At 69.1% G+C, this 26,534-nt stretch carries 23 protein-coding genes; 10 read left to right on the top strand and 13 right to left on the bottom strand.

The features are described 5' to 3' along the window. Nucleotides 1–33: 33 nt before the first annotated feature. Nucleotides 34–1,080, bottom strand: coding sequence for a hypothetical protein (locus CQ042_RS14395; protein WP_105671139.1), 1,047 nt, complete (start codon nt 1,078–1,080; stop codon nt 34–36). A 132-nt stretch (nt 1,081–1,212) separates the two neighbouring features. On the opposite strand from CQ042_RS14395, the gene CQ042_RS14390 reads away from it, so the two are divergent. Continuing rightward, nucleotides 1,213–1,989, top strand: coding sequence for a hypothetical protein (locus CQ042_RS14390; RefSeq protein ID WP_308736984.1), 777 nt, complete (start codon nt 1,213–1,215; stop codon nt 1,987–1,989). 18 nt (nt 1,990–2,007) lie between these two features. Here CQ042_RS14390 and cydC read toward each other — a convergent pair whose 3' ends face one another. Genes cydC through CQ042_RS14365 form a run of 5 tightly spaced genes read right to left on the bottom strand, consistent with a single transcriptional unit; the run spans nt 2,008 to nt 8,512 of the window. After that, complete coding sequence (cydC, locus tag CQ042_RS14385) at nt 2,008–3,699, bottom strand: thiol reductant ABC exporter subunit CydC (RefSeq protein ID WP_105671137.1); 1,692 nt, start codon at nt 3,697–3,699, stop codon at nt 2,008–2,010. Next, a complete protein-coding gene (gene cydD / locus CQ042_RS14380; RefSeq protein WP_105671136.1) occupies nt 3,696–5,354 on the bottom strand; it encodes a thiol reductant ABC exporter subunit CydD in 1,659 nt (552 codons plus the stop codon). The genes cydC and cydD overlap by 4 nt, the downstream gene beginning before the upstream one ends. Further along, nucleotides 5,351–6,379: a cytochrome d ubiquinol oxidase subunit II gene (cydB, locus tag CQ042_RS14375; protein ID WP_105671135.1), complete on the bottom strand. Its 1,029-nt coding sequence runs from the start codon at nt 6,377–6,379 to the stop codon at nt 5,351–5,353. The genes cydD and cydB overlap by 4 nt, the downstream gene beginning before the upstream one ends. Nucleotides 6,380–6,393: 14 nt before the next feature. Continuing rightward, the gene (locus tag CQ042_RS14370) at nt 6,394–7,809 is read right to left on the bottom strand and encodes a cytochrome ubiquinol oxidase subunit I (RefSeq protein ID WP_105671134.1); all 1,416 of its coding nucleotides are present in this window, start codon (nt 7,807–7,809) and stop codon (nt 6,394–6,396) included. Then, the gene (locus CQ042_RS14365) at nt 7,796–8,512 is read right to left on the bottom strand and encodes an ArsR family transcriptional regulator (RefSeq protein WP_105671133.1); all 717 of its coding nucleotides are present in this window, start codon (nt 8,510–8,512) and stop codon (nt 7,796–7,798) included. The genes CQ042_RS14370 and CQ042_RS14365 overlap by 14 nt, the downstream gene beginning before the upstream one ends. A 100-nt stretch (nt 8,513–8,612) precedes the next feature. On the opposite strand from CQ042_RS14365, the gene radA reads away from it, so the two are divergent. Then, complete coding sequence (gene radA, locus CQ042_RS14360) at nt 8,613–9,980, top strand: DNA repair protein RadA (RefSeq protein WP_105671132.1); 1,368 nt, start codon at nt 8,613–8,615, stop codon at nt 9,978–9,980. Between the two features lie 10 nt (nt 9,981–9,990). Here radA and CQ042_RS14355 read toward each other — a convergent pair whose 3' ends face one another. The 4 genes from CQ042_RS14355 to CQ042_RS14340 all read right to left on the bottom strand — a co-directional run bounded on the left by CQ042_RS14355 (nt 9,991) and on the right by CQ042_RS14340 (nt 14,659). Next, complete coding sequence (locus CQ042_RS14355; RefSeq protein ID WP_105671131.1) at nt 9,991–10,401, bottom strand: dehydrogenase; 411 nt, start codon at nt 10,399–10,401, stop codon at nt 9,991–9,993. Between the two features lie 338 nt (nt 10,402–10,739). After that, nucleotides 10,740–11,393, bottom strand: coding sequence for a hypothetical protein (locus CQ042_RS14350; RefSeq protein WP_105671130.1), 654 nt, complete (start codon nt 11,391–11,393; stop codon nt 10,740–10,742). 65 nt (nt 11,394–11,458) lie between these two features. Beyond that, nucleotides 11,459–11,959, bottom strand: a complete 501-nt coding sequence (locus tag CQ042_RS14345) for an amino-acid N-acetyltransferase (protein ID WP_105671129.1) — start codon at nt 11,957–11,959, stop codon at nt 11,459–11,461. 165 nt (nt 11,960–12,124) lie between these two features. Continuing rightward, the gene (locus tag CQ042_RS14340; protein WP_105671128.1) at nt 12,125–14,659 is read right to left on the bottom strand and encodes an ATP-dependent Clp protease ATP-binding subunit; all 2,535 of its coding nucleotides are present in this window, start codon (nt 14,657–14,659) and stop codon (nt 12,125–12,127) included. Nucleotides 14,660–14,835: 176 nt separating this feature from the next. Here CQ042_RS14340 and CQ042_RS14335 point away from each other — a divergent pair, with 176 nt between their 5' ends. From CQ042_RS14335 to CQ042_RS14315, 5 genes are all read left to right on the top strand, one after another. Then, entirely contained in the window at nt 14,836–15,459 is a 624-nt protein-coding gene (locus tag CQ042_RS14335; protein ID WP_105671127.1) for a hypothetical protein, read from the top strand. Continuing rightward, nucleotides 15,459–16,097, top strand: coding sequence for a hypothetical protein (locus CQ042_RS14330; protein WP_105671126.1), 639 nt, complete (start codon nt 15,459–15,461; stop codon nt 16,095–16,097). The genes CQ042_RS14335 and CQ042_RS14330 overlap by 1 nt, the downstream gene beginning before the upstream one ends. Beyond that, entirely contained in the window at nt 16,097–16,870 is a 774-nt protein-coding gene (locus CQ042_RS14325) for a hypothetical protein (RefSeq protein ID WP_105671125.1), read from the top strand. The genes CQ042_RS14330 and CQ042_RS14325 overlap by 1 nt, the downstream gene beginning before the upstream one ends. Next, nucleotides 16,867–17,103 (top strand): helix-turn-helix transcriptional regulator, encoded by a 237-nt coding sequence (locus tag CQ042_RS14320; protein WP_105671124.1) that lies wholly within the window; start codon nt 16,867–16,869, stop codon nt 17,101–17,103. The genes CQ042_RS14325 and CQ042_RS14320 overlap by 4 nt, the downstream gene beginning before the upstream one ends. A gap of 133 nt (nt 17,104–17,236) precedes the next feature. Continuing rightward, a complete protein-coding gene (locus CQ042_RS14315) occupies nt 17,237–18,667 on the top strand; it encodes a dicarboxylate/amino acid:cation symporter (protein ID WP_181157577.1) in 1,431 nt (476 codons plus the stop codon). Between the two features lie 66 nt (nt 18,668–18,733). Here CQ042_RS14315 and CQ042_RS14310 read toward each other — a convergent pair whose 3' ends face one another. Continuing rightward, on the bottom strand, nt 18,734–20,467 hold the full coding sequence (locus CQ042_RS14310; RefSeq protein ID WP_105671123.1) for a sodium:proton antiporter: 1,734 nt from the start codon (nt 20,465–20,467) through the stop codon (nt 18,734–18,736). Between the two features lie 55 nt (nt 20,468–20,522). On the opposite strand from CQ042_RS14310, the gene CQ042_RS14305 reads away from it, so the two are divergent. Then, the gene (locus tag CQ042_RS14305) at nt 20,523–21,563 is read left to right on the top strand and encodes an LLM class flavin-dependent oxidoreductase (RefSeq protein WP_105671122.1); all 1,041 of its coding nucleotides are present in this window, start codon (nt 20,523–20,525) and stop codon (nt 21,561–21,563) included. A 118-nt stretch (nt 21,564–21,681) separates the two neighbouring features. Then, on the top strand, nt 21,682–21,891 hold the full coding sequence (locus CQ042_RS14300; protein WP_105671121.1) for a methyltransferase: 210 nt from the start codon (nt 21,682–21,684) through the stop codon (nt 21,889–21,891). Nucleotides 21,892–21,936: 45 nt separating this feature from the next. Here CQ042_RS14300 and pheA read toward each other — a convergent pair whose 3' ends face one another. Then, the gene (gene pheA / locus CQ042_RS14295) at nt 21,937–22,920 is read right to left on the bottom strand and encodes a prephenate dehydratase (RefSeq protein ID WP_105671120.1); all 984 of its coding nucleotides are present in this window, start codon (nt 22,918–22,920) and stop codon (nt 21,937–21,939) included. Nucleotides 22,921–22,965: 45 nt separating this feature from the next. Between pheA and pgm the strand changes: the two genes are divergently transcribed. Further along, entirely contained in the window at nt 22,966–24,609 is a 1,644-nt protein-coding gene (gene pgm, locus CQ042_RS14290; RefSeq protein ID WP_105671119.1) for a phosphoglucomutase (alpha-D-glucose-1,6-bisphosphate-dependent), read from the top strand. Nucleotides 24,610–24,684: 75 nt separating this feature from the next. On the opposite strand, the gene CQ042_RS14285 is transcribed toward pgm, so the two are convergent. Further along, the gene (locus CQ042_RS14285; RefSeq protein WP_105671118.1) at nt 24,685–26,520 is read right to left on the bottom strand and encodes a siderophore-interacting protein; all 1,836 of its coding nucleotides are present in this window, start codon (nt 26,518–26,520) and stop codon (nt 24,685–24,687) included. Nucleotides 26,521–26,534 lie beyond the last annotated feature (14 nt).

Raw genomic sequence — 26,534 nt, 5'->3', positions numbered from 1 at the left:
CGCGGGGCCTGCACGCGAATCGGAGGACGCGGCTCACCAGGCTGCGGCGACCTCGGCATGCGTGCGCAGGATGCCCTCGGTCGAGCCGGCGGGCGCGCGGCCGATCCCACACTCCGTCGCGACGCCGAACTCCGGCGCGAAATGGAGCGCTGCGGCGATGCGTCGAGCGGCGCCCGCGGCGCCGTCCTCGCGATGCACGAGTCCCAGGTAGAGCTCGTCGACAGGGGTGAGACCCGCGAGCGGAGCGAAGTACGCCTCGTCGTCGTGGTCGATCGGCACCGGCAGGTGCAGCCAGGTGAGCGGACGGACGGATGCCGCCACGACGGCGTTCGCATACCGGACTAGGTTCGCGGCATCGCGGGGCTCGAAGAAGTGCTTCTCCCCCGCGTCGCCGTAGCAGAGGTGCACGCCCACCTCGACGTCGGCGGGCACAGCATCGACCAGCGCGGCCAGGCGCGCGACCAGACCGTCGAACGGGTCTCCGGACCACCACGCCTCCATGACCGCCCCGTAGCCGGCTGCGCGCTCGATGATGCCCATCTCGCTCGCGACGTCCCACTGCACCGCGAGGTCTTCGTGCGGGATCGCCGCGAGGATCTCGTTGAGGTCGCGCAGGATCGCGGCGGTGTAGACCGGCTCGATCGCCGCACGGTCGTCGCCGTGGAAGAACGAGGAGATGACGGCGAGCGGCGTCGGCAGCGACACCTGGAAGCGGACGCCGGCGGGAACCGCACCCTCGGCGCGGAGGCGGGCGAACACGGCGTGGGACTCGATCGCGGCAGCCGCGTACCCGAGCGGAGGAAGCTCGATGCTCGCGGCATCCACGCCTTCCCCGATGCGCAGGCCGCGGGCGTCGATCCCGGTGGGGAACGGGATCGGGTCGTCGCCGATGCGCTCGATGCCCTCCGCCTGTCCGATGACGTCGGGCTGGAACATGATCCAGTGGAACCGCTTGCCGACCTCCCCGTCCGGGATGCGGCGGAGTCGGGTGCCGAGCAGGTCCGCGGCCGTGCGGATCGTGGTCTCGGCATCGTCGTAGTTCACGCTGCCCACGAGGAGGGCGCCCTGAGGCTGGGTCATCTCCCCAGAATATCGGCGCTCGCTGACGGGCTTTTCTCCGGCATCCCCTCCGGCGCGAAGCGGGCATTCGAGTTAGGATGGCCTAAGAACCCGCCGCCTGTGGGGGCAGCGATGACGGGAAGGGTACTCATCATGGGCTTCATCACGTCCGAGGCACTGGCCGAGACCGGCTACGTGGTCCTCGACGACCACACCTCCACCACTGATCCCGCCGAATGGCTCGACCTGGAGTACGTCGGCTGGCGCTCCTCGGGCATCACACGCTTCGCCCCGCTCACCAGCTACGCCGGCGACGTCGACTGCAACGGCTTCTGGAACCACACCCCGCCCCGTGCCGACAAGGACGGCGTGTGGGTCGACTCGCAGATCGCGATCGCCCCGACGCTCCGGCGCCGCGCCCAGGAGCCGGGAGCCGGCATCGGCCGCTGCCGTGTGATCGAGCTGCAGCCGAACGAGTACGCCGACGCCGTCTACAACCTGCATCAGGACGACAACAACCGCCTCAACGAAGAGGGCACGGGCTGGGTCGTCCGCGGATTCTTCAACCTCTCCGACGACGCCGACTCGATGCTGATCCTGCGCTCGGACCGCTTCGACCCGGCGACCGAGATCCGCCTGCCGCTGCACGCGGGGTCGCGCATCGTCGTCGACACGCAGCGCTTCTGGCATGCGGTCTGGCATCGCGGAACCACGCCGCGATACGCACTCATCACGTCCTGGACCAGTGGTCCGGAACTCGACGCGTACATCGCCGCGAACCACGGCGACCCGCACCCGGCGACGGTCGACCTCGATCCGCAGTTCGTCGACGCCGCGCAGGTCGAGTTGCACCGCCGCATCGAGGAGCGTCGCCGGGCGTTCGAGGCCCAGGGCATCGTGATGGAACCGCCCGTCGACATGAGCGTCTGAGAGCGCGAGACCGCTCGCTCAGACGGTGCGACCGTCGTCGATCCGCACCGTGCGGTCAACCGTTCCCGCGGGCGGAGCCACGTGGGAGATCAGCAGCACCGACTGCTCTCCTGCGGCCTGCAGCAGATCCCGCAGCAGCGCATCGGACGCGTCGGGATCGACACCGGCCGTCGGTTCGTCGAGCACGAGCACCGGGAAGCCGCGCAGCAGGGCGCGCGCGAGCGAGATCCGCTGCGCCTGCCCACCCGACACCAGCGCACCACGGTCTCCGACCCTGGCATCGAGCCCACCGCGCTCACGCACCCAGGCGCCGAGCCCGACCCGGTCGAGCACGTCGCGCAGCTCGTCATCCGTCGCGGTGTCACGCGCGAACAGGAGGTTCTGGCGGATGTCCTCGTCGAACAGCTGCGGACTCTGCTCGCACAGACCGATCGCACGACGCAGCGCCGGACCGGAGAGGTCCGCCGCCTCGCGGCCTCCCACCTGATACTCGCCGTCGCCCCGCAGGAAGCCGACGAGGGCCGCCGCGAGCGAGCTCTTCCCCGCGCCGCTCGGCCCCGCGACCAGCACCCGCTCGCCGGGGCGGAGGTCGAGGTCCACTCCCTTCAACGCGGGAGCACCTCCGGGCCAATCGGCCCGGACGTCGCGCATCCGCACCGTGGGCGTGCTGGCGAAATCGACGTCATCGCCCGTGTCAGGACGCAGTTCCGGGGGCATCCGGTCCGGAAGCACGTCGACGATCCGCTCGGCGCTCGATCGGACGCTCCGCCAGGATGCCGCGGCCACCGGAACCGTCCCGAAGATCTCGAAGACCACCATCGGCACGAGCACCGCGACCGCTAGCCACGGCCCGTCGATCGATCCGTCGAGGAGGCCGGGAGCGGTGGCGGCGAGCGCCCAGACGGACGCCGCCCCCGCGACCGCGGAGACCATGCCGGCGGCGACCGCCTGTGCGAGGGAGGCGCGGTCGACCACGCGTCGCAACGCAGCATCCGCTGCGGCGATCCGCGCGCGCGCCTGCTCCTCCGCCCCGTAGGCGATCAGCACGTCGAGGCTGCCGAAATAATCGACGAGGGCCGCGGAGAGTTCCGCACGACGCGCGGAGACGAGTGCTTCGGCACGCGATCCGAAGACCCAGCCGAGTCCGATCGCGGCGGCCGCGGCCACCAGCAGGCACACGGCCAGGGTGAGCGCGGCGGCAGGCGAGACGAAGGCGATGAAGCCGACGGCCCCGACGGCGACGAGCGCGGCGACCCCGAGCGGTTGCACCACACGCAGCGGCAGGTTCTGCAGATTCTCGACGTCGTCGACGAGCGCCGTGAGCACCTGCCCGCGGTCGGTCGACCCGAGACCGGCCGGAGACAGCGGGATCAGCCGACGCACCATGTCGGCGCGGGTCGAGGCGAGCTGACGCAGCGCGGCGTCGTGGCCGCTCAACCGCTCCAGGTAGCGGGTGACCGCACGCGACACCGCGAAGAAACGCACCCCGACCACGGCGATCGACAGCGGCACGAGCGAGTCGACGATCGAGGCGCTCACGATCAGCCAGCCGCTGACGGCGAGCAGGCTCACGGCGGCCGCGGCCGAGAGCAGACCCCAGATGAGGCCGGGCACGAACCGACCGATCGGCGGCTGGGCGAGTCGCAGGATGTCGCGGACCCGGTGGCTGCGGGATTGCACGGTCTCGGCTGCTGCGCGGCGTGCGGTCATACCCTCACCCCCAGCTCGACGATCTGATCCGCGATCTCCCGCGCGGTCCGACGGTGGGAGACGAGGAGGATCGTCGCCCCGGCATCCGCCTTCTCGCGCAGCGACCGCCACAGCCGATCCTCGGTCTCGGGGTCGAGCGCGCTCGACGGCTCATCGAGCGCGAGCACGCGGTCGGAAGCGGATGCCTGGCGATACAGGGCTCGGGCGACCGCTACGCGCTGTGCCTGTCCGCCCGACAGCCCTGCCCCCTGCACGCCCAGTTCGAGCGCGGGGTCGATGGTCTCGGCGCAGGCGTCGTCGAGCGCGGCTCGCACCCGGTCGGCGTCCGGCTCCGGATCGCCGAGAGTGACGTTCGCCGCCACGGTCCCCCGTGTGAGGCCGGGTGCCTGCCCTGCCCAGGCGAGCCACGCCGACGGCGCGAGCTCCCGCAGGTCCGTGCCGGCGTACGAGGCCGTACCCTCGAACTCGACCGCGCCTCGAAGCGCCGCGAACAGTGACGACTTCCCCGACCCGCTGGGCCCTTCGATGACGGTGATCGTTCCTGGCGCTGCGGCGAAAGACACGGGCGGCAGATCGCGCACCCGCAGCCCGGCGACCACGAGGCTTCCCTCGCTCCCGGGGTCCACCTGCAGGACGGTTTCCCGGTTGTCGGGAGATTCGACGGCGATTCCTGCGGCATCCGTCCGCCGCTCCCGCATCCGTGTCCGCTCCCCCGCCGCGTCGAGCACCGCGAACACATCCTCGGTCGCGGCGACCCCCTCAGCCGCCGCGTGGAACTGCACCCCCACCTGCCGGATCGGCAGGAACGCCTCGGGCGCGAGCAGCAGCACGAACAGCCCCACCTCGAGCGTCAGGTCGCCCGAGAGCAGACGGAAACCGACCGACACCGCGATCAGGGCCACGGCGATCGACGCCAGCAGCTCCATCGCGAAGCCGGACAGGAACGAGAACCGCAGCACCTTCATGGTCTCGCGGCGGTACTCGTCGGCGGTGACCTCGATGCGGTCGGCCGCACGGCGGTCGCGCCCGAACAGCCGCAGCGTCGACAGTCCCTGCACCGTGTCGGCGAAGCGCGCGGCGAGGCGCTGCAGCGTCTGCCACTGCCGGGTCTGCACCGTGCGCGTCGCCATGCCGATCAGGATCAGGAACAGCGGGATCAGCGGCAGCGTGATCACCGCGGTGAGTCCGCTCGGCCAGTCCTGCCACCACATCACCGCGACCAGCACCGGCGTCGCGATCACGGTCAGCACGAGCTGCGGGATGTACCGGGCGAAGTAGGCGTCGAGCGCCTCGAGCCCGTGTCCCGCGGTGACCGCGAGCTCGGTCTGGTTCCGCTGCGCGAGCCACCCGGGTCCGAGCTTCCCGACCGCGGCGACCAGCGCCGCCCGCAGCTGCATCCCGGTCTTCGCCGCCGCCCGCGTGCCCGCGGCGTCTGATGCGGCGATCAGCAGCCCGCGCAGCAGCGCCGCCACCAGCAGCCAGAGCAGCGACGAGGTGACATCGCGCCCGGCGATGGCCCCGGTGATCGCATCCGTCAGCAGCCAGGCGAACGCGATCGTGACCGCGGTCTGGACGACGCCGATCAACGCGGATGCCGCGAGGAACCCCCTCGCGGCACCCGCGTATCGCAGCAGTCTCGGATCGACGGGTTTCACGCGTGCGCCGGAGCCCCCTCGATGGACTTGCGAGTGACGCGCTTGCGGAAGACCCAGTACGTCCACGCCTGGTATGCGAGCACGAGCGGCATCGCGATCAGGGCCGTCCAGCTCATGATCTGCAGCGTGTACGGGGTGCTCGACGCGTTCGCGATCGTGAGGCTGTACGCCGGGTCGATCGTCGACGGCATGACGTACGGGAACAACGCGGAGAACAGCATGACCACGGCGAACAGCACCGTGAGCATCCCGGAGAAGAAGGCCCACCCGTCGCGCCGAGCGAGCGAGAATCCGACCGCCGCGATCAGGCTGACCGCCGCGAGCGCGCCGGCGCCGATGACGAGCCAGAGCAGCGGAGCCTCACGCCCCATCGCGATCGCGACCGTCCAGATCACCGCTGCGGCCGCGACGAGGATCGTCGGGATCGCGGCCCTCTTCGCCAGCTTCTGCGCGTCTTCATGCACCTGACCGTCGGTCTTGAGCGCCACGAACAGCACCCCGTGCAGGAAGAACAGCAGCAGCGTCGTCACGCCGACCAGCAGCGCGTACGGGTTGAGCAGCGCGAAGAAGCCGCCGACGTAGATGTGGTTCTCGTCGATCGCCACGCCCTGCACGATGTTGCCGAACGCGACGCCCCAGAGCAGGGCGGGCACGACCGAGCCGATCACGATCATCCGGTCGAAGCCCTGCTTCCACTTCACGCTGTCGCGCTGGTGCCGGTATTCGAAGGAGACGCCGCGCAGGATCAGGGCGAGCAGGATCAGCAGCAGCGGCAGGTAGAACCCGCTGAACAGGGTGGCGTACCACTCGGGGAACGACGCGAACAACACGGCGCCGGCGACGATGACCCACGTCTCGTTGAGGTCCCAGACCGGGCCGATCGTGTTGATGACCTGGCGCCGGGAGACGTCGTTCTTGCCGAGGAATGGCAGCGACATGCCGACGCCGAAGTCGAACCCGTCGAGCACGAAGTAGCCCACGAAGAAGAAGGCGACGATGAAGAACCAGAGTGTTGCGAGATCCATGATGCTCCTCCCTCTCAGTAGACGACCGACGGCAGCTGGGCCGTCTCGTCATGCGGTTGCTCTTCGGTGTCCGGACCCTTCTGCGCTGCCCGGATGATGAGACGGATCTCGACGACGGCGAGGGCTGCGTAGATCGCGGTGAACGCGATCAGCGATATCAGCACCTCGAGCCCGCTGACGCCTGGCGAGACACCGTCCTGCGTGGTCATCAACCCGAACACGATCCAGGGTTGTCTTCCCATCTCGGTGAAGACCCAGCCCATGATGTTGGCGGCCAGCGCGAGCGGGAACGACCAGATCGCGAGTTTCCACATCCACGGAGCCGGAGCCTTCTTGGCGCCCTTGCGGGTGAGCCACAGACCGACGACGGCGACGAGCGCGGCGGCGATGCCCAGACCGATCATCCAGCGGAACGCCCAGTACGTGATCCACAGGATCGGGGCGAAGTCCGTCAGCCCGGTGGCGGCGTACGTCTGGGCGTACTCGGCGTTCAGGTCGTTGATGCCGTGCACGCACGCATCGAGCGTGTGCGTCGACAACAGCGACAGCAGATACGGGACGCGGATCGAGAACAGCTCCGAGCTGCCGTCCGGTGTCCCGAGCGTGAAGATGCTGAACGAGGCGTCCGGACCGCACACGGTGTTGAAGGTCGCCTCGGCCGCGGCCATCTTCATCGGCTGCGCGGCGTACATCGCGAGTCCGAGCTGGTCGCCCGTGAGCACGACGCCGGCGGTCGAGACGATCATGGCCCACAGCCCGAACTTGAGCGAGATGCGCATGGTGTCGAAGTGCTGGCCGCGTGAGAGGTGCCACGCAGAGACCGAGATCACGACACCGGCCGCGAACATGAACGCACCGAAGATCGTGTGCGGGAACGCGGCGAGCGCGACCGGGTTGGTCAGCAGCGCCCAGAAGTCCGTCAGCTCCGCACGGTTCGTCGCCTCGTTGAACGTGTAGCCGACCGGGTTCTGCATGAACGCGTTGGCCGCGATGATGAAGTAGGCCGACAGGATGCTGCCGATCGAGACGCACCAGATGGTGGCGAGGTGCAGCTTCTGCGGGAGCTTGTCCCAGCCGAAGATCCACAGCCCGATGAAGGTCGCCTCGAAGAAGAAGGCCAGCAGGCCCTCGAACGCGAGCGGGGCGCCGAACACGTCGCCGACGAAGCGGGAGTAGTCCGACCAGTTCATGCCGAACTGGAACTCCTGCACGATGCCGGTGACGACGCCCATGGCGAAGTTGATCAGGAAGATCTTGCCGAAGAAGCGGGTCAGGTGCAGGTACTGCACCTTGCCGGTGCGCACCCACGCCGTCTGGAAGATCGCGGCGACCAGCGCCATGCCGATCGTCAGCGGCACGAAGAGGTAGTGGTAGACGGTCGTCAGCCCGAATTGCCATCGGGCGAGAGCGAGCGGATCAAGCCATTCCATGCACGACTCCTGTTCTGTGGTGCCGCTGCTTCGTGCTGTGACGCAGCCGCTCCGTTCCCTCGATCAGCGGCGCGGTGGTGTCGCGCAGCTGCACGGTGCAATCCGATGGGAGCACAGCATCGCGTACGCACTCGGCTTCGAGTGGTCCGCCTGCCTCGTTCAGGACGCCTTGCATCAGTTCGAGATGCACACGGCACAGCATCGGGCGGTCCTCCGAGCGGCCGGCCGCGTGCGGACACGGGCTGAGGTCCACCGTGAGGCGCTGATCGTCGAGCAGGGGCTCGAAGCCGCTCTCCTCGAGATGCTCCACGAGCGCATCGAGCTGGTACGTGGCCTCCCGTCCGAGTCCGGAGGTCGCGCCGGGGAGCATGCTCCGCATCAGGTCGCCGCGGCGGGCGGCCGCCTTGGCCTTGTCCCTGGCGACCGGACTGGAGGCGCCCGGCGCCCCGGTGGCCGCGCTGTACAGCGTTCGCGGTCGGCCCCTCGTGGTGCGGTGCTCGATCGTCGGGATCACGTAGCCGCCCTCGATCAGGCGCTGCAGGTGCTCGCGGATGGTGTTGGGGTGGAGCCCCGTGGCCTCGCACAGCTCGGCGATCGTGAGCTCGGCTCGGGTCGTCGAGCTTCCCGCTTCGAAGAGCAAGTGCAGGATCTGCACCCGGGAGTAGCTCGAGATCGGCCCGCAGACGGGCCCGCCTTTGGCCATGAACCCAGTATCCCGCGAGACTGCGAGTTTGCCGAGAGCTGGGGCCGTGAATAAACACCTGGCCGATAGGGATGTCTGATCCCGCCGATAGCCTGGGAGCATGGCCACCCGGAAACCCGCTCCTCCCGCGTACGTGTGCACGGAATGCGGGTGGACGACCGCGAAGTGGGTCGGGCGCTGCGGCGAGTGCCAGCAGTGGGGCACGGTCCAGGAACAGGCCGCGCAGACCGGCATCCTGCGGAGAGTCGGTCCGGTCGCGCCGACCGCCGATCGCGCCGCTCGGCCGATCACGCAGATCACGACACAGGATGCCCCTCGACGTTCGAGCGGCGTCGGGGAGTTCGACCGGGTGCTCGGCGGCGGCATCGTGCCAGGGGCCGCGATCCTGCTCAGCGGAGAGCCGGGCGTCGGTAAATCGACGCTGCTGCTCGAGGTCGCCGCCCAAGCGGCGCGGGGTGGACGCCGGGTGCTGTACGCGAGCGCCGAGGAATCCCCCGGCCAGGTGCGGCTGCGCGCCGAGCGCACCGGCGCCCTGCACGACGAGCTGTATCTGGCGAGCGAGACCGACCTGGCGACGATCCTCGGTCACATCGATGAGGTGAAGCCGCAGCTCGTGATCGTCGACTCGGTGCAGACCGTCTCGTCGTCCCTGATCGACGGCGCCGCGGGGCAGCCGAGCCAGGTGCGCGAGGTCGCGGCGACGCTGATCCGCATCGCGAAGGACCGCGACCTGCCGATCATCATCGTGGGCCATGTCACGAAAGACGGGCAGGTCGCCGGCCCGCGGGTCCTCGAGCATCTGGTCGACGTCGTGTGCCATTTCGAGGGTGACCGGCAGACGTCGCTACGTTTCATCCGCGCGCTCAAGAACCGCTTCGGCCCGACCGACGAGGTGGGCTGCTTCGAGATGACCGGCGACGGGATCGCCGAGGTGCCCGACCCGTCAGGGCTGTTCCTCTCGCAGGGCGCGACCGAACCCGGAACCTGCGTCGCGATCTCGCTCGAGGGACGCCGCGCCCTCCCCGTCGAGGTGCAGGCCCTCACGGTGCCGAGCAACGCCCCCAACCCCCGCCGCATCGTGCACGGACTCGACTCGTCCCGCGTCGCGATGGTCCTGGCGATCCTCGAGCGACGGGCAGGCGTACCCACCGGCAGCCTCGACGTCTACGTGTCGACCGTCGGAGGAGTGCGCTTCACGGAACCTGCGGCCGACCTCGCGATCGCGATCGCCGTGGCGGGCTCCATCCAGCAGATCTCCGTCCCGCGCACGGTCGCGGCGGTGGGAGAGCTCAGCCTGGCCGGAGAGATCCGCCCGGTCACGCAGGCGGCGCAGCGGCGATCGGAGGCCGCACGACTCGGCTACGAGCAGGTCGTCGACGACCGCTCGAAGACGCTCCGGGCTGCACTCGGCGATGTGCGCGGACGCAACACCTCGCGGCGCTCCGACCGCGACATCCCACCGTTCTGACCGCGCGAGGTCAGGCGTCGAGCGCCTTGAGCAGCTCGGCAGGATCGGCCTGCATGGGGTGCGGACCGGCGATGTCGAGGAACACGGTCGTGATCGGGTGTGCCGCGAGGAACTTCCGCAGCCAGTCCGCCGTGTAGATGCCCACGCCCGGGGGAAGGTTGGCCGGCTTGTTCTTCGCATCACTGAACAGCAGCAACGCGAGGTCGCCGGTCTTCGGATCGCGGTAGGTCCACACCTCACCGCTGTCGAGCGGGTTGTCGCGCGCGCCCGGCTTGATCAGGGGGACCACGGTGGTCCCGTGACGCAGCGCGAGTGCGACCGCGGCGACATCCTGCTTCTCGAGCGCCTGCGCCAGAGCATCCGATCGGAAGTCCTCCGGCGCGGGCTTGTTCTTCGCGGACTTCGCCTTCTTCGCTGCCATGCCTCCAGCTTATTCACGGCGCACGGCGTCACGCGCCGAATCGGCCGTGGATACGATTGGGGCCCTCTCGAGTCCCACATTGGGGACTGGGGTACTCGAGAGGGCCCTCGGACTCTCGAGCGGCGGTGTCGAAGCGCTGGGGACGCTGTAGTTCGACGCCACTGGGGATGGCATGTGCCGCATGATGCGGAGAGTCGCTTCTATGGTATCCCAAAGACTCCGGGAAGTCAGCATCGCGTGGGGATCACACCCGACGTCGCACCATTTCGCGTCCGACGTCCGCGATCACGACGATTTTCGAAGTCGCTCCGTCGTGATCACTTCGAACTCCGCGCCGCCTAGTAGAGCAGGATCTGGGCCGTCGACAGGCTCGTGAAGCCGCCGATCGACACGGCGATGTGGTACGAGGCTCCCCCGCCCGGTGCACGCTGGCGGTTCTCCTGGGCGCAGGTCTCGACGCTCGAACGCGTGCGGTCCCAGGTGACCGGGTCCTTGCTCGTGACGGTCGTGCCCGCCGTGAGCGTCGCGATCATGCTGCTGGGGTTCTCCTGGCAGTCGGTCGAGCGCCACCATTCGTCGGCACCGCTCGAGATCGTGAACACCTGCGTGGTCGACCCGACGTCGATCGTGCAGTCCGTCGCGCCCTTGTTCGTCAGCGAGATCGAGAGCTTCGGCAGGACTCCCGCCGCATAGGACTCGGCGTCTGTCACCGCTGCGACCTCGATGTCCTTCGCCTCGCACGCCACGATCGCGGGCGTCTGCTCGACGGAGGGATCGGGCGAGGGCGATTCCGACTCGTCCGACGGAGGAGAACTCGGCGTCGACGATGCGGAGGATGTCGGCGGCGGCGTCTTGGGAGTGTCGGCGGCGGCCCACGGCCGCGCGATCAGGAGCCAGGCCCCGACCCCGATGGCGGCGACGAGCAGGACCAGGACGATGAGGACGACCAGTCGCCGACGACGGTAGACGGCGGCGGAACGACGACGGGGCATGCTTCCAGGCTAAGCGATCCTTCGTCGCCATCCTGGGAGGCGGGCGGTCGCGGTCGGCGGTGGGCTCAGAGCACCTTGAGCATGCGCGTGTTCCCCAGGGTGTTCGGCTTGACGTGGGCGAGGTCGAGGAACTCCTCGACGCCCGCGTCGCCGCTGCGCAGGAGCTGCGAGTACACGTCGGAGTCGACGACCTGCTCGCCGATCGGCGTGTAGCCCCGCCGTCCGAAGAAGTCGACCTCGAACGTGAGGCAGAACAGACGGGTCAGCCCGAGCGTCACGGCGTTCTCCTCCAGGCGGTCGACGATCGCGCGTCCGACGCCATGGTGCAGCCACTCGTCGGACACCAAGAGGGTGCGCACCTCGCCGAGGTCTTCCCAGAACACGTGCAGGGCGCCGCATCCGATCAGCACTCCGTCGGCCTCCGCCACGACGAACTCCTGCACGGCGCCGTACAGCACTGCCAGGTCTTTGCCGAGCAGGATGCGCTGCTCGACGAGCGGCTGCAGCAGGTCACGGATGCCGACGATGTCGGCGCTCCGCGCCGGACGGACGATGTACTCGCTCACGGGACAAGCCTAGAACCCACGGCTGGACACGCCCCTCAGCCTCGGCCGACCTGCGAGAACCCGCACCATCCGTCGCGACGGATGATCGGGGCTTCGTCCCGCGCCCGGGCACGAGAAAGGGGCGGATGCCGCAGCATCCACCCCTTCTCATGATTCAGCCGGAGGTCACTCCCCGCTGGCGACCGCCAGGTCGGGGGTGCCGGAGATCGCGCCGCCGCCGGTGTTGACGCCGACCGCGACGGGGCCGCCGTCGCGCGGGCCGTGCTCGAACAGGAACTCCCCGTCCTTCGCATCGACCTTCACGTGGTCGCCGGAGTTGAGCTCACCGTGCAGGATCTTCTCGGACAGACGGTCCTCGACCTCGTGCTGCATCGCGCGACGCAGCGGTCGGGCGCCGAGCGCCGGGTCGAAGCCGATCTCGATGAGACGCTCCTTGGCGGCCTGCGACAGCTCGATCGTCATGTCACGGTCCAGCAGACGCTCGCCGAGGCGCTTGGTGAACAGATCCACGATCTGCACCAGCTCGCTCTTGGAGAGCTGCGGGAACACGATGATGTCGTCGACACGGTTCAGGAACTCGGGCTTGAAGTGCCGCTTGAGCTCTTCGTTCACCTTGCCCTTCATCCGGTCGTAGCTGGTCGAGTCGTTGCCCTCGATCTGGAAGCCCACGGGACCGCCCGCGATGTCACGCGCACCGAGGTTGGTGGTCATGATGATGACCGTGTTCTTGAAGTCCACGATCCGACCCTGACCGTCGGTGAGACGACCCTCTTCGAGGATCTGCAGCAGCGAGTTGAAGATGTCGGGGTGGGCCTTCTCGATCTCGTCGAAGAGCACCACGCTGAACGGCTTGCGCCGCACCTTCTCGGTGAGCTGGCCGCCCTCTTCGAATCCGACGAACCCGGGAGGGGCACCGAACAGACGCGAGACGGTGTGCTTCTCACCGAACTCGCTCATGTCGAGCGAGATCAGCGCAGCCTCGTCGTCGAACAGGAACTCGGCGAGAGCCTTGGCGAGCTCGGTCTTTCCGACGCCCGTGGGGCCGGCGAAGATGAACGAGCCCGAGGGACGCTTCGGGTCCTTGAGGCCGGCACGCTGGCGACGGATCGTCTTGGAGAGGGCGGCGATCGCCTCTTCCTGACCGATGACGCGCTGGTGCAGGGCCTTCTCCATGAAGACGAGTCGGCTGGACTCCTCTTCCGTGAGTTTGAAGACCGGGATGCCGGTGGCCTGTGCGAGCACCTCGGCGATCAGGCCCTCGTCGACGACCGCGGAGGTCGCGACGTCGCCGGCACGCCACTGCTTCTCGAGACGCAGCCGCTCGGCGAGGAGGCTCTTCTCCTCATCGCGGAGGGAGGCGGCCTTCTCGAAGTCCTGCTCCTCGGAGGCGATCTCCTTCTGCTCGCGCACGGCGGCGATCTTCTCGTCGAATTCACGCAGCTCGGGCGGGCTCGACAGGATCGACAGACGCAGGCGTGCGCCGGCCTCGTCGATCAGGTCGATGGCCTTGTCCGGGAGGAAGCGGTCGGAGACGTAGCGGTCGGCGAGGTTCGCCGCGGCCACGATGGCACCGTCGGTGATCTGCACCTTGTGGTGCGCCTCGTAGCGGTCGCGGAGACCCTTGAGGATGTTGATCGCGTGCGGCAGCGTCGGCTCGTTGACCTGCACCGGCTGGAAGCGGCGCTCGAGCGCTGCGTCCTTCTCGAAGTGCTTGCGGTACTCGTCGAGCGTGGTGGCGCCGATCGTCTGCAGCTCGCCACGGGCGAGGAGCGGCTTCAGGATGCTGGCCGCGTCGATCGCGCCCTCGGCGGCACCCGCACCCACCAGGGTGTGGATCTCGTCGATGAAGACGATGATGTCGCCGCGCGTGCGGATCTCCTTGGTGACCTTCTTCAGGCGCTCCTCGAAGTCACCGCGGTAACGGGAACCGGCGATGAGCGAGCCGAGGTCGAGCGAGTAGAGCTGCTTGTCCTTCAGCGTCTCGGGCACATCGCCCTTGACGATCGCCTGCGCCAGCCCCTCGACGACGGCGGTCTTGCCGACGCCGGGCTCGCCGATCAGGACGGGGTTGTTCTTGGAGCGGCGGGAGAGGATCTGCATGACCCGCTCCGCCTCCTTCTCGCGCCCGATGACCGGGTCGAGCTTGTTGTCGCGCGCGGCCTGCGTGAGGTTGCGACCGAACTGGTCGAGCACAGCCGAGCCGCCCTGCGCGCTGGCCTGCGAGTCGTTGGTCTGTGCGCCGACGGATGCCGGCTCGCGGCCGGGAGCGCCGGAGAGCAGCTGGATGACCTGCTGGCGGACCTTGTTGAGGTCGGCGCCGAGCTTGACGAGAACCTGGGCGGCGACGCCCTCACCCTCGCGGATGAGGCCGAGCAGGATGTGTTCGGTGCCGATGTAGTTGTGGCCGAGCTGCAGAGCCTCGCGGAGGCTGAGCTCGAGCACCTTCTTGGCGCGCGGGGTGAACGGGATGTGCCCGGTCGGCTGCTGCTGACCCTGGCCGATGATGTCCTGCACCTGCTCGCGCACGGCGTCGAGGGAGATGCCGAGGCTTTCGAGCGCCTTGGCGGCGACACCTTCGCCCTCGTGGATGAGACCGAGCAGGATGTGCTCGGTTCCGATGTAGTTGTGGTTGAGCATCTTCGCCTCTTCTTGGGCGAGGACGACCACTCGACGGGCTCGGTCCGTGAATCTCTCGAACATGCTGTGACTCCTTATTCGCACGGGGCGAAGACGCGTGAAGCGCTTGTACATCGAGAGTAACCACCACATCGAGCCGGTATGCCCGTGTTCGCCGTGGGCATACCGAGGGTTGACCGTGTTATCGACAGTCGTTATGTTAACGACAGTCGATAACAATCCCGCTTCAGGAGGCAGCGATGCTCACCAGACAAGGACGCCCCTCACTCGCGGAAGGGATCGCTCTCGGGCTCATCGCGACCGGTGCGGTCAGTGTCGCCATCGGCGCGGTCGTCGCGGTCGCGTCCGCCGCATTCGAGGTGTTCGGGGCCGCACCGACGGTGTCGATGCCCGTCCACGATGTGCAGCTGACCGCGCTCGATGACGTCCCCGGTGTGAGCGCGGCCACGGTCGACTCCGCGCTCGTCACCGTGTCCGCCATGGCCGGCGGGGCTCGCTGGATGCTGCTCCTCGAGACCGCGCTCCCCGCCCTCGCCACCGTGGCGCTGTGCGCGGGCGTCTGGTGGCTGGGGATCTCCCTCATCCGCTCCCGCCCGTTCCGCACGTCGCTGGGGTGGATGTTCGGCATCGCCGCGTGCCTCATGGTCGCCGGATCCCTCTTCGGACAGCTGGCGGGCGGGATCGGGAGGGCCATGATCGTCCAGGACCTGGCGGACTCGGGGCCGGGAGTCGAGGACGTGCTGTGGACTCTGCTCGTGCAGTTCGACCTCGCGCCCGTGGGCTGGGCGTTCGCTCTCGCGCTCATCGCCGGCCTGTTCGAGATCGGCCGGAGACTGCAGCGTGACACGGAAGGACTCGTCTGATGACCACGACCACCAGGGCCACCCGGTCCGAGACGGCGGATGCCGTCACCGTGATCCTGTACGCCGCCGCTGCGCTGGTCACGGTCGTATTCGCCATGATCCTGCGTGTGGCGAGAACCTTCCGCGAGACGGGAATCGCCTGGACGGTGCCGATCGACCAGCAGCCGATATCGGCGACCACCGACTCCGGCGCCATCTCGATCGAAGGGTTCGCCGACGAGGCGATGATCATCGCGAACGGCGTGGATGCGGTATCGGTCGTCGCGATCATCGCCGCGATCGCGCTGTGGGCGCTCGCGGCGCTCCTGGTCATCGCCAGCGTGACCCTGGTGGCGTGGAACTTTCTGCGCGGTCGGTTCTTCGTGCGTGCGAACGTGTGGGCGTTCACCACCATCGGGTGGACGCTCGTCGGCGCGCCGATCCTCATCGTGATGCTGGAGACGATGGGACGCAACGGCGTCACCGCCGCCCTCGGGCTCGGCGAGGGTGAGCCCGTGCATCCTCTCGAGTTCTGGACGATCGCCCCGTTCTTCGCCACCGGGGTGACGGTCGGGCTGATCGCCGTCGCCTTCCGCCGCGGCATCCGCCTGCAGCAGGAGAAGGTCGCGCTCGAGAAGGAAACGGAAGGACTCGTCTGATGCTCACCTTCGGATCCGACGAGCTCTGGCCGTCGCTGCTCAACATCGGGATCGGGCTGGTCGTGATCACCCTGATCGTGGCGGTCGTCGTGTGGAACAGCCGCCGACGCGGAAGCCGCACGGTCGCACTCGATGCCGCACTCACCCTCTCCGGATGGTGGATCCTGATCGGGCTCGTCAGCGCCGTGACCATCATCATCAAGGCGTTCACGGTCGATTGGGCCGAGCTCGACGGCCAGACGTACGTGTACATCGACTGGCCGGCGACACTGCCCTGCTCCGAGTTCGGCGACAGCGGCACGACGATGCTCAGCTGCCGGGGAGAGAGCCTTACGGAGTTCACGGTCGGGAACGCCTCCCTCGGACTTCGGCTCCTCGCTGCAGCCGCCCAGCTGAGCACACTCGCCCTGACCACGATGCCCGCCGTGATCCTCGCGGTCATCTGCTTCCACACGCTGCGCGGACGCGTGTTCTCGCACACGGTCACGCGGGCCCTCGTCGGCGGCGCCGTCGCGGTCCTCGTCTTCGGTGTCGCAGCCGACCTGCTGGGCGGTATCGCCGCGACCACGGGGCTGCGCGAGGTGTTCCCGCCCGACAGCGAGTGGTACCCCTCCGCCTATCAGCTCACCGTCACCCCGCTCCCTTTCGCAGCGGCGCTCGGCCTCATCGCTCTCGCCGCGGTGTTCCGTCAGGGCACGCGCCTCGAGCAGGACCGGGCGCGCCTGCAGCAGGAGACCGCGCGTCTGCAGAAGGACACGGAGGGGCTGGTGTGAGCCCCGCCGAGAGCGACGACGAGTTCACCGGTATCCACTGCCGGCTCGACGAGCTGCTCGCCGACCGCGGGATGACGCTCACCGAGCTGAGTGCCGCGGTCGGCGTGAGCATCGTGAACCTCTCGGTGCTCAAGAACGATCGCGCACGCGCCATCCGCTATTCGACCCTGCGCGCGATCTGCGAGGCCCTCGACTGCGAGGTCGGCGACCTGCTGGTGCTCGCCCCCCGTTGAACGGGGTGACCGGAAGGAGATCATCCGCGTCTGTCATCCTTCGTCATATCCACCCAGGGAATTCTCAGGCAGCCCTAGCGTTGAGCCTCATGGCGTGCACCCGGCGCGCCGCGATTCTGGAGTCCCCCCCCCAATGAGCACCACCGCACGCGCCCAGAAGGCGCCTGACACCCGCGGACCGGTCCGGAAGCTGCTGACGTCGTTCGGCTTCCAGATCCTCGCGGCCCTCGTCCTCGGCATCGCCGCCGGTCTGATCGGCCGCCAGCTCGGCGCCACCGCCGAGAACCCCACGGGGCTTTCCGCGACACTCGACACGATCGGCAACTCGTATGTGACGCTGCTGCGCGCCGCCGTCGTCCCGCTGATCTTCACGGCCATCGTCGCCAGCATCTCGAACCTGCGCCGTGTGCAGAACGCCGCGCGCCTGGCCGGTCAGACGATCCTGTGGTTCGCGATCACCGCGTTCATCGCCGTGATCATCGGCATCGTGCTCGGCCTCGTGATCCAGCCGGGCAACCGCGCCGGTGAGGGCCTCGAGCCCGGCGACCCCTACACCGTGGGCACCTGGTGGAACTTCCTGCTGGGCCTGATCCCGCAGAACTTCCTGGGCCTCACGGTCAACACCTCGCCCGGCGCGGTCGAGGGCACCTTCTCGTCGAGCGTCGGTTTCAACATCCTCCAGGTCATCGTGGTCGCGGCCGTCATCGGCATCGCGGCGCTCAAGGCCGGCAAGAAGGCCGAGCCGTTCCTCGTCTTCACCGAGTCGCTGCTGAAGGTCATCCAGCGCGTGCTGTGGTGGATCATCCGCATCGCCCCGCTCGGCACCTTCGGCCTCATCGGCTCGGCTGTCATCAAGTACGGCTGGGAGAAGCTCGCCTCGCTCGGCTGGTTCGCCGCGGCGGTCTACATCGGCCTCGCGCTCGTGCTGTTCGTCGTCTACCCGATCCTCGTGCGCACGCACGGCCTGTCGATCAAGCAGTACTTCTCGGGCGTGTGGCCTGCGGTGCAGCTGGCCTTCGTCAGCCGCTCCTCGATCGGCACGCTGCCCCTCACCGAGCGCGTCACCGAGCGCAACCTCGGCGTGCCCCGCTCGTACGCGTCGTTCGCCGTGCCGCTGGGCGCGACCACGAAGATGGACGGCTGCGCCGCGATCTACCCGGCCATCGCCGCGATCTTCGTCGCCCAGTTCTTCGGCATCGAGCTGAACTTCGTGCAGTACCTGCTGATCGTGATCGTCTCGGTCGTCGGCTCCGCCGCCACCGCGGGGACCACGGGCGCGGTCGTCATGCTCACGCTCACACTGTCGACCCTGGGGCTGCCGCTCGAGGGCGTCGGCCTGCTGCTCGCGATCGACCCGATCCTCGACATGGGCCGCACCGCGGTCAACGTCGCAGGGCAGGCGCTGATCCCGACAATCGTCGCGAAGCGCGAGGGCATCCTGAACGAGGAGCTCTACAACGCCCCGCGCGAGGGGCTGCCCTTCGCCGACGATTCCGGTGACGACGACGCTCCGGAGCCGGATGCCGTCTCCGACAGCGACAAGGAGCCGGTCGGCGCCCGCTGACCTCGACCCCGCTACGCGCAGAGCGCCTCGCCCATTCCCGGGGCGAGGCGCTCTCGTCTCCGCGGGTCAGGCGCGGCCGGGTTGGCGGGTGGCGCCACGGGTGTCGAGCGCGAGCTCCTCGGCATCCATCGCGGCGATCAGCTCGCGCATGACCTCCTCGTCGAGGTTCCCCGCGTCGCGTTCGGCGAGGAGGATCTCGCGCCGCACCTGCAGCCATCCCTTCGACAGCGCGACGAGGTCCTCGAAGGACGGGCGGCTCGCGGCATCCTCCACCTTCTGTGCCTCGTCGGTGTCCTTCTCGACACGGGTCATGCGCTTCGTGAAGGCATCGAACACGCCGAGGTCGGCCTCGCCGTACTTGGCCTCCCACTCGACGCGCTTCTCGGCGAGGAACGCCTTGCCTGCCTCGCGGCTCTTCTCCCTCACGGCGGCGAGCGCGATCTGGTCCTCCTGCTCATCGACGTCGCGGGCGATGCCGAGGCTGCGGATGAGCAGCGGCAGCGTCAGCCCCTGGATCAGCAGCGTGCCGACCGTGACGATGAAGGCCACCACGACGATCGCATGCGACGCCTCGGTGTCGAGCGTGGCGAGGTCGGCGGCGGCCACCGCGATCGCGAGGGTGACCACGCCGCGCATCCCGGCCCACGAGATGACGGCGCTGTCCTTCCAGGTGAGCGTGAGCCCCGCCATCTGCTCGCGCACGATGTGACTGCGCAGTTCGTCCGCGGTGTAGTTCCCCCAGCGGCGGGACTTCCGATGCCGCTTGTCGAACTCCCCGGATTGGACGCCGCGATCCCAGCGTTCGAGACGTCTGCGGTCCTGGAAGTTCGCCCACGCACTGGTCGGGTAGATGTAGAGCGGTCGCACGATGACGACGACGAGCAGCACGACTCCGGAGAGCAGCAGGATCTCCCCGACCGACTCGCTGCCCAGATCGCTGAGCACGCGGGGGAACTGCAGCCCGATGTAGGCGAACACGAAGCTCTCCAGCAGCAGATCGGCCGAGAGCCAGAGCGGCTTCTCCTGTTGACGCGTCGTGTAGTCGGTGCGCGGGGAGTTGTAGCCGACGTACAGACCCATCGCGACGACCGCGAGCACTCCGGATCCGAGGAGGTGCTCGGCGATCGCATAGGCGCCGAACGGGGCGAGCAGTCCGAACGTGCCGATCACGACCGGATCGCTGATGCGGGTGCGCAGCTGGTGCAGGACGATGCCGAACACGAGGCCGACGGCCACACCGACTCCGACCGCCACCAGGAACTGCCAGATGCCGCCCCAGATCGACACCGTCGCGCCCGCGATCGTCAACGAGGCGAACACCCGGTACAGCGTGAGCGAGGTCGCATCGTTGATGAGGCTCTCCCCGGAGAGCACGGTCATGATGCGACGCGGCAAGCCGAGCCGACGGCCGATCGCCGCAGCGGACACCGCGTCGGGCGGCGCGACGATCGCGCCGAGGAGCAGGGCGCCGGGAAGGGTGAGCGCCGGGAAGATCCACCAGGCGACGAACCCCACGGCGAGGGCGGTGAGCAGCACGAGCCAGATGCCGAGGCGACGGATCTGCGGCAGGCTGCGCTTGAAGCCGACGAACGACACGTCGAGCGCGGCCGAGTACAGCAGCGGCGGCAGCACGAGGCTCAGGAGCACGTGACCGTCGATGTCCAGATCGGGCACGAACGGCAGGAACGACGCGGCGAGCGCGACGACCGTCACGAGCAGCGGGGCGGGCCACCCCCGCCAGCGCGCGAACGCGGCCACGGCGACCGACCCGACGAGGACGTAGAAGATTCCTGCTTCCATGTCCCCACGGTAGCGGGGGGGAATGGCACCGTACGGGCGCGCGTTACAGGAAGGGATGCCCGATACAGCTCTCTCCGTCCTCGATCTCGCTCCGGTCCGCACCGGCCAGACCAGCGCCGAGGCCATCGCCGCCTCCCTGGCCCTCGCGGAGACCGCCGACCACCTCGGCTACCGCCGCTACTGGTTCGCCGAGCACCACAACATGCCCTCCGTGGCATCCACCACTCCCCCGGTGCTGATCGCCGCGGCGGCCACGCGCACGTCGCGCCTGCGCCTCGGGTCGGGCGGCGTGATGCTGCCGAACCACCCGCCGCTCATCGTCGCCGAGCAGTTCGCCGCCCTCGAGGCGATCGCCCCAGGGCGCATCGATCTGGGCCTCGGCCGGGCTCCGGGCAGCGACCCGGTGATCACGCAGCTGTTGCGCGGCTCGGGCACCACGAGCGACGTCGAGCAGTTCCCCCGTCATGTGCAGGACATCGCCGCGCTGCTCTCCGGCGAAGGTGCGACCGTGCGCTTCACCTCGGGCGGCGAATACACCGTGCGCTCCACGCCCGCGGCGACCGGCTCGCCCGAGGTGTGGCTGCTCGGATCGAGCGACTACTCCGCGCAGCTCGCCGCCACCCACGGCCTGCCCTACGTCTTCGCCAACCACTTCTCGGGCCAGGGTCTCGAGCGCGCCCTCGATCTGTACCGCACCGGCTATCGCCCGAGTGACGAGCACCCCGAGCCGCGCACGTTCCTCACCGTGAACGCGGTCGCCGCGCCCACACAGGAAGAGGCGGAGGCCCGTGCGCTCCCGCAGCTGCGGATGATGGCTCGCCTGCGACTGAACCAGCCCCTCGCAGCGCTCGAGACCGTGGAGCAGGCCGCCGCCGCGGTGACGGATACCGCGACCGACGAGGTCGTGCAGGCCGCCCGCTCGCGCTGGTTCGTCGGCACGGGGGACAGCGTCGCCGCCGAGGTGCGCGCCTTCGCCGAGCGCTACGGCGTCGACGAGGTCATGCTCTCGCCGGTCGCCGGCGCCTACGACGCCGAGCCGAACGACGCCCCGGCCGGTCGCGCCCAGACCCTGGAGCTCATCGCCGCCGCGCTCTGACCTCTGTCAACCCCTGGCTTTCCCCGCGGCACAGGCGTAGCGTCACGAAGAGTGCCGTCGACAGGGGCGCGGCCCCTTCGGCGAACGCACTGTCGGCAGCAGCAGAAGGAGTTCGACGATGAGTACGACCAAGACTCTCGCCCTCTGGGTCGCCTACGGACGCAACGGCGTCGTCGGCAGCATCCGCCACGACGAGGACGGTTACACGGTCACGATGGTCGGATCGGATGCGGTGACGGGAACCTACCCGAGCCTCGCCTCGGCGAAGGGCGCCCTGCATTCCCACATGGCTCCGGGCAGCGACTGGCCGCGCTTCCAGGAGCACTGAACCACGGCATCCGCCCGGTCGCGCTGGGCGACGGGGCGGGTGGCGTCAGTCTTCGGGCTCGCCGGAGAGGATGCCGCGCAGCCAGTCGCGCGCCTCGACGAACACGTCGTCGGAGTAGCGGTCGGGATACTGCACGATCTGGTGATCGGCGCGCGGGTAAGAGCCGAGGAAGACCACACGGGGGCTGAACCGGCGGATGCCGAGCAGCGCGTCGGCCATGCGCTCGTGCTCGATGTGGCCGTCGGCGTCGATCACGAACCGGTAGCGGCCGAGCTCGTCGCCGATCGGACGCGATTCGATGAGCGACAGGTTGATGCCGCGGGTCGAGAACTGCTCGAGCATCTCGAGGAGCGAACCGGGATGGTCGTGCGGCAGTTCGACGATCAGTGACGTCTTGTCCGCGCCGGTCGGTTCGGGCGAACGCGTGGTACGGGTGACCAGCACGAAGCGGGTCACCGCCTGTGCGTTGTCGCCGATGCCCTCCGCGAGCACGTCGACGTCGTAGTGGTTCACGATGCCGGGTGCCGCGATGGCCGCCTGGGCGGGCAGGGTGCCGTCGAGCACGCCGATCGCGGAGGCGACGTTGCTTGACGCGGGCACGTGCGAGTGCGACGGCAGGTGCGCGCCGAGCCAGCCGTGGCATTGCGCGTAGGCGACGGGGTGTGCGGCGATCACCTCGACGTCGTCGAGCGTGGTACCCCGCGGGGCGACGAGCACGAAGTTCACCCGCACCAGGTACTCGCCCACGATGCGCAGACCGGGGAGCGTCGCGAGCGCGTCCTGCGTGGTGGAGACGCCGCCTTCGATCGAGTTCTCGATCGCGATCATGGCGGCGTCGCTGCGCCCCTCGAGCACGTCGGCCAGAGCCTCGCCGACATTGTGCACGGAGCGCCAGGTCTGGCCACGGGCCTCCGCCACCTGATCGAGCGCCGCCTCCGTGAAGGTTCCGGCAGGGCCGAGATAGCTGTAGGTACGGCGTTCAGTCACGGGTTTCACCTTAGTCCTCGGCGGGACGGCCGATCTTCGCATGACTTCTCGGATGCGATCGTGCCGATCAGGGGGCAGACTGAGGGGATGACCAGCCGTGCCGGCCTCCCCGCGGAGGAAAGTGACCTGATCGACGTCGACGAGCTGATCGCCGCGTACTACGACCGAAAGCCGAACCCGGAGAACGCCTCCGAGCGGGTCGTGTTCGGCACCAGCGGCCATCGCGGGTCCTCCCTGACGAACAGCTTCAACGAGAACCACATCCTCGCCACGACCCAGGCGATCGTGGACTATCGAGACGCGCAGGGCATCACCGGTCCGCTGTTCCTCGGCCGTGACACGCACGCGCTGTCGCTGCCCGCCGAGCGCAGTGCGATCGAGGTGCTTCTCGCGAACGGCATCGACGTGCGCGTCGACTCCCGCGACTCGTGGGTGCCGACTCCGGCGCTCAGCCACGCGATCCTGACCTACAACCGCGGACGATCGGTCGACGACCCCGGTCGTGCAGACGGCATCGTCGTGACCCCCTCGCACAACCCCCCGCGCGACGGCGGCTTCAAGTACAACCCGCCGCACGGAGGCCCCGCGGACACGGATGCCACGGGCTGGATCGCCGACCGCGCGAATGCGCTGATCGCGGCGGGGCTCGAGGGCGTGAAACTCGAGCGCTTCTCCGACATCGACTGGGATTCCCTCACCGGCTACGACTTCCGCGACGCCTATGTGCGCGATCTGCCGTCGATCATCGACATCGATGCGATCCGCAACGCCGGGGTCAGCATCGGCGCCGACCCGCTGGGCGGGGCTTCGGTCGAGTACTGGGCGCTGATCGCCGAGATGCACGACCTCGACCTCACGGTCGTGAATCCCGAGGTCGACCCGACGTGGCGCTTCATGACGCTGGACTGGGACGAGAAGATCCGGATGGATCCGTCCTCGCCCTCCGCGATGGCGTCGCTGGTCGCGAAGAAGGGCTCCTACGACGTCCTCACGGGCAACGACGCCGACGCCGACCGGCACGGCATCGTGACCCCGGATGCCGGACTGATGAACCCGAACCACTACCTCGCCGTCGCGATCGACTACCTGTTCTCGCACCGTGAGGGCTGGCCGCGCGACGCCGCGATCGGCAAGACGCTGGTGTCGTCGATGATCATCGACCGCGTCGCCGAGTCGCTCGGGCGGCACCTGCTGGAGGTGCCGGTCGGATTCAAGTGGTTCGTGCCGGGGCTCCTCGACGGCTCGGTCGCTTTCGGCGGCGAGGAGTCGGCCGGTGCTTCTTTCCTCCGCAAGGACGGCTCAGTCTGGTCGACGGACAAGGACGGCATCCTGCTGTGCCTGCTGGCCGCCGAGATCATCGCCGTCACCGGCAAGACCCCGTCGGAGCGCTACCGCGAACTCGAGGCCGCCTTCGGGGCGTCGACGTATCAGCGTGTGGACGCCCCCGCGACACCCGAGCAGAAGGCGACCCTCGGCAAGCTCGCTCCGGAGGCCGTGACGGCGACCACTCTCGCGGGCGAGGACATCACCGCGAAGCTGTCGCACGCCCCCGGCAACGGCGCGGCGATCGGCGGCCTCAAGGTGCAGACCGAGCACGCCTGGTTCGCCGCTCGCCCGTCGGGCACGGAAGACGTCTACAAGCTCTACGCCGAGAGCCTGCGCGGGCCGGAGCATCTCGCCGAGGTGCAGGCCGAGGCGCGAGCCGTGGTGTCCGCCGCGCTCGGCGGCTGACGCCCGTCCAGAGACGCGCCGCCGCTGCGGAGCGGTGGCGCGTCTCTGGACTGTCGCATCCGGATCCGGAGGCGGTCAGACCCGCACCTCGAACACCGGCTCGCCCCATCCGATCGTCCGCTCCTCCGCGACCGTGAGGCCGGCCAGGTCGATCAGTGCGAGCACCTCCTCGCGGGTGCGGAAGCCGGAGCCGTAGGTGCAGAACAGCTGCAGGTCCTCCGCCGCGTCATGGTCATCGATCTCGTCCGGCACGAGGAGATGCTCGACCACCAGCATCCGCCCACCGGGGAGTGCGGCGGCGTGCGCGCGCGTCAGCGCCTCGACGGCATCGGCGTCGGACAGCACCGCGAGCGCGCCTCCGAGCACCACGGTCTCGCCCTCCGGCCATTCCTCCGCATCCGTGTCGAGGTGCGCGCGCACGTGCGCGCGGGCGTCATCGGGGAGGGTCGTCCGCGCCGCGTCCGCCCTGGAGGGCCGCACGATCAGGGTGACCTCGGGCGCCGCCTCGGCGCCGAGTGCGTCGGCGAGGAGCGTCGCCGCACCGGGTCCGACCGCCGTCACCCGTTCACCCGGGCGGAAGGAGTACTCTCTGGCGAATGCCGGCCGCAGCCACTCGAGCTCGGTGGCCGCGGCCTCCTCCAGCGCCGTCGCGACCTCGGCGGAATCGTCCGCGAGCTGATCGACGCTCCCACCGATGGTCGTCCGGGCGACTGGAGCCCCCGTCTCGACCGCCTGCAGCAGCGCATCGAAGACCCGCACGAGTCCACCGATCGGATGCCGGAGATCGAGCTCCTCGCTCACCTCCTCGTCGTCGAGCACCGCCCCGAAAGGCGTCACGGCGAAGACCCCGTCCTGTTCCTCCAGCACCTCGATCGTCGTGAGGTACCGCAGCAGCTTGTACAGCGCCGCGGCATCCGTCCCGGTCGCCTCGGCGAGACCCGCAGCGGTGTTCCGTCCCTGACGGATCAGGGGGACGAGCCCCAGCGTCGTCGCCACGCGGATGGCGCGAGCGGGCACCGGATCGACGAGCTCGTGCATGCGGTCGATCAGATCGACCTCACTGTCCGGATCGGGAAGACCCCCGGTCCCCTCCAGCTCCTCGACCTCGGTGCGACGCCAGTAGCCGGTGACCTCCACCCGCTCGGGCGACAGGCCGCGTTCCTCCCGGAGCCAGCGGCGGATCGGCTTGATCGACAGGGTCTCCCCCGCCACCCAGGCGAAGGGCTGTCCCTCGCGCCATGACACGGCGCGCACGGCATCCGCCAGGTGCGTGGTGGTGCCGGCGGGAACCGGGCCGCGATGCACCCAGGTGATCGATACGCCAGCGCCCGCCTCGATGGCCTGCTCGTCGCCGGGTCCGCCGACCTCGATGAACACCTCCGCCGCCATCCCCTCCGGCAGCTCCTCCACCCAGCGCGCGATCGCCGGGATCGCCGTGTCATCGCCCGCGATCAGCAGCCAGTCTGCGCCCAGCGGATGCAGCAGCGACATCTTCGGACCGGCGATGTGCACGCGGTCGCCGACATCGCATCCCCGAGCCCAGGTGGAAGCGACGCCGGTCCCGTGCAGCACGAAGTCGAGTTCGAGACGCCCCCGCTCCGCGTCGAAGGATCGCACGGTGTAGGTGCGCGACACGGGACGCGGATCGCGCGGCCACTCGATCACCCGGTCCCGCTGGATCGGCAGATGCAGCTCGCCGCTGAGCGGATCGGGGAAGAACACCTTGATCTCGTCGTCGAATCCGCTCGTGACCAGCGCGGGGAGCTCATGCTCGCCGGAGCGGAATCCCGCCAGCTGCGGACCGCCGAGCACGATGCGGCGCATGCTCGCCGAGATGTCGAACGCGTCGATGACCGAGAGCTCCCGGAGGGTGATCGGCTCGATCACCGAGGGACGGATGCTGCGTGCCATGAGCTCTCCACCCC

This window comes from Microbacterium sp. MYb62 (assembly GCF_002979475.1).
In the GTDB taxonomy this organism is placed as follows: domain Bacteria; phylum Actinomycetota; class Actinomycetes; order Actinomycetales; family Microbacteriaceae; genus Microbacterium.
This window is presented reverse-complemented; position numbering and strand designations above follow the sequence as displayed.

Bases quoted from the DNA above. Each gene is read 5' to 3' on its own strand.
- CQ042_RS14395 (WP_105671139.1), bottom strand. From the start codon at position 1,080: ATGACCCAGCCTCAGGGCGCCCTCCTCGTGGGCAGCGTGAACTACGAC.
- CQ042_RS14390 (WP_308736984.1), top strand. From the start codon at position 1,213: ATGGGCTTCATCACGTCCGAGGCACTGGCCGAGACCGGCTACGTGGTC.
- cydC (WP_105671137.1), bottom strand. From the start codon at position 3,699: ATGACCGCACGCCGCGCAGCAGCCGAGACCGTGCAATCCCGCAGCCAC.
- cydB (WP_105671135.1), bottom strand. From the start codon at position 6,379: ATGGATCTCGCAACACTCTGGTTCTTCATCGTCGCCTTCTTCTTCGTG.
- CQ042_RS14370 (WP_105671134.1), bottom strand. From the start codon at position 7,809: ATGGAATGGCTTGATCCGCTCGCTCTCGCCCGATGGCAATTCGGGCTG.
- CQ042_RS14365 (WP_105671133.1), bottom strand. From the start codon at position 8,512: ATGGCCAAAGGCGGGCCCGTCTGCGGGCCGATCTCGAGCTACTCCCGG.
- radA (WP_105671132.1), top strand. From the start codon at position 8,613: ATGGCCACCCGGAAACCCGCTCCTCCCGCGTACGTGTGCACGGAATGC.
- CQ042_RS14355 (WP_105671131.1), bottom strand. From the start codon at position 10,401: ATGGCAGCGAAGAAGGCGAAGTCCGCGAAGAACAAGCCCGCGCCGGAG.
- CQ042_RS14350 (WP_105671130.1), bottom strand. From the start codon at position 11,393: ATGCCCCGTCGTCGTTCCGCCGCCGTCTACCGTCGTCGGCGACTGGTC.
- CQ042_RS14340 (WP_105671128.1), bottom strand. From the start codon at position 14,659: ATGTTCGAGAGATTCACGGACCGAGCCCGTCGAGTGGTCGTCCTCGCC.
- CQ042_RS14335 (WP_105671127.1), top strand. From the start codon at position 14,836: ATGCTCACCAGACAAGGACGCCCCTCACTCGCGGAAGGGATCGCTCTC.
- CQ042_RS14330 (WP_105671126.1), top strand. From the start codon at position 15,459: ATGACCACGACCACCAGGGCCACCCGGTCCGAGACGGCGGATGCCGTC.
- CQ042_RS14325 (WP_105671125.1), top strand. From the start codon at position 16,097: ATGCTCACCTTCGGATCCGACGAGCTCTGGCCGTCGCTGCTCAACATC.
- CQ042_RS14315 (WP_181157577.1), top strand. From the start codon at position 17,237: ATGAGCACCACCGCACGCGCCCAGAAGGCGCCTGACACCCGCGGACCG.
- CQ042_RS14310 (WP_105671123.1), bottom strand. From the start codon at position 20,467: ATGGAAGCAGGAATCTTCTACGTCCTCGTCGGGTCGGTCGCCGTGGCC.
- CQ042_RS14305 (WP_105671122.1), top strand. From the start codon at position 20,523: ATGCCCGATACAGCTCTCTCCGTCCTCGATCTCGCTCCGGTCCGCACC.
- CQ042_RS14300 (WP_105671121.1), top strand. From the start codon at position 21,682: ATGAGTACGACCAAGACTCTCGCCCTCTGGGTCGCCTACGGACGCAAC.
- pheA (WP_105671120.1), bottom strand. From the start codon at position 22,920: ATGCGAAGATCGGCCGTCCCGCCGAGGACTAAGGTGAAACCCGTGACT.
- pgm (WP_105671119.1), top strand. From the start codon at position 22,966: ATGACCAGCCGTGCCGGCCTCCCCGCGGAGGAAAGTGACCTGATCGAC.
- CQ042_RS14285 (WP_105671118.1), bottom strand. From the start codon at position 26,520: ATGGCACGCAGCATCCGTCCCTCGGTGATCGAGCCGATCACCCTCCGG.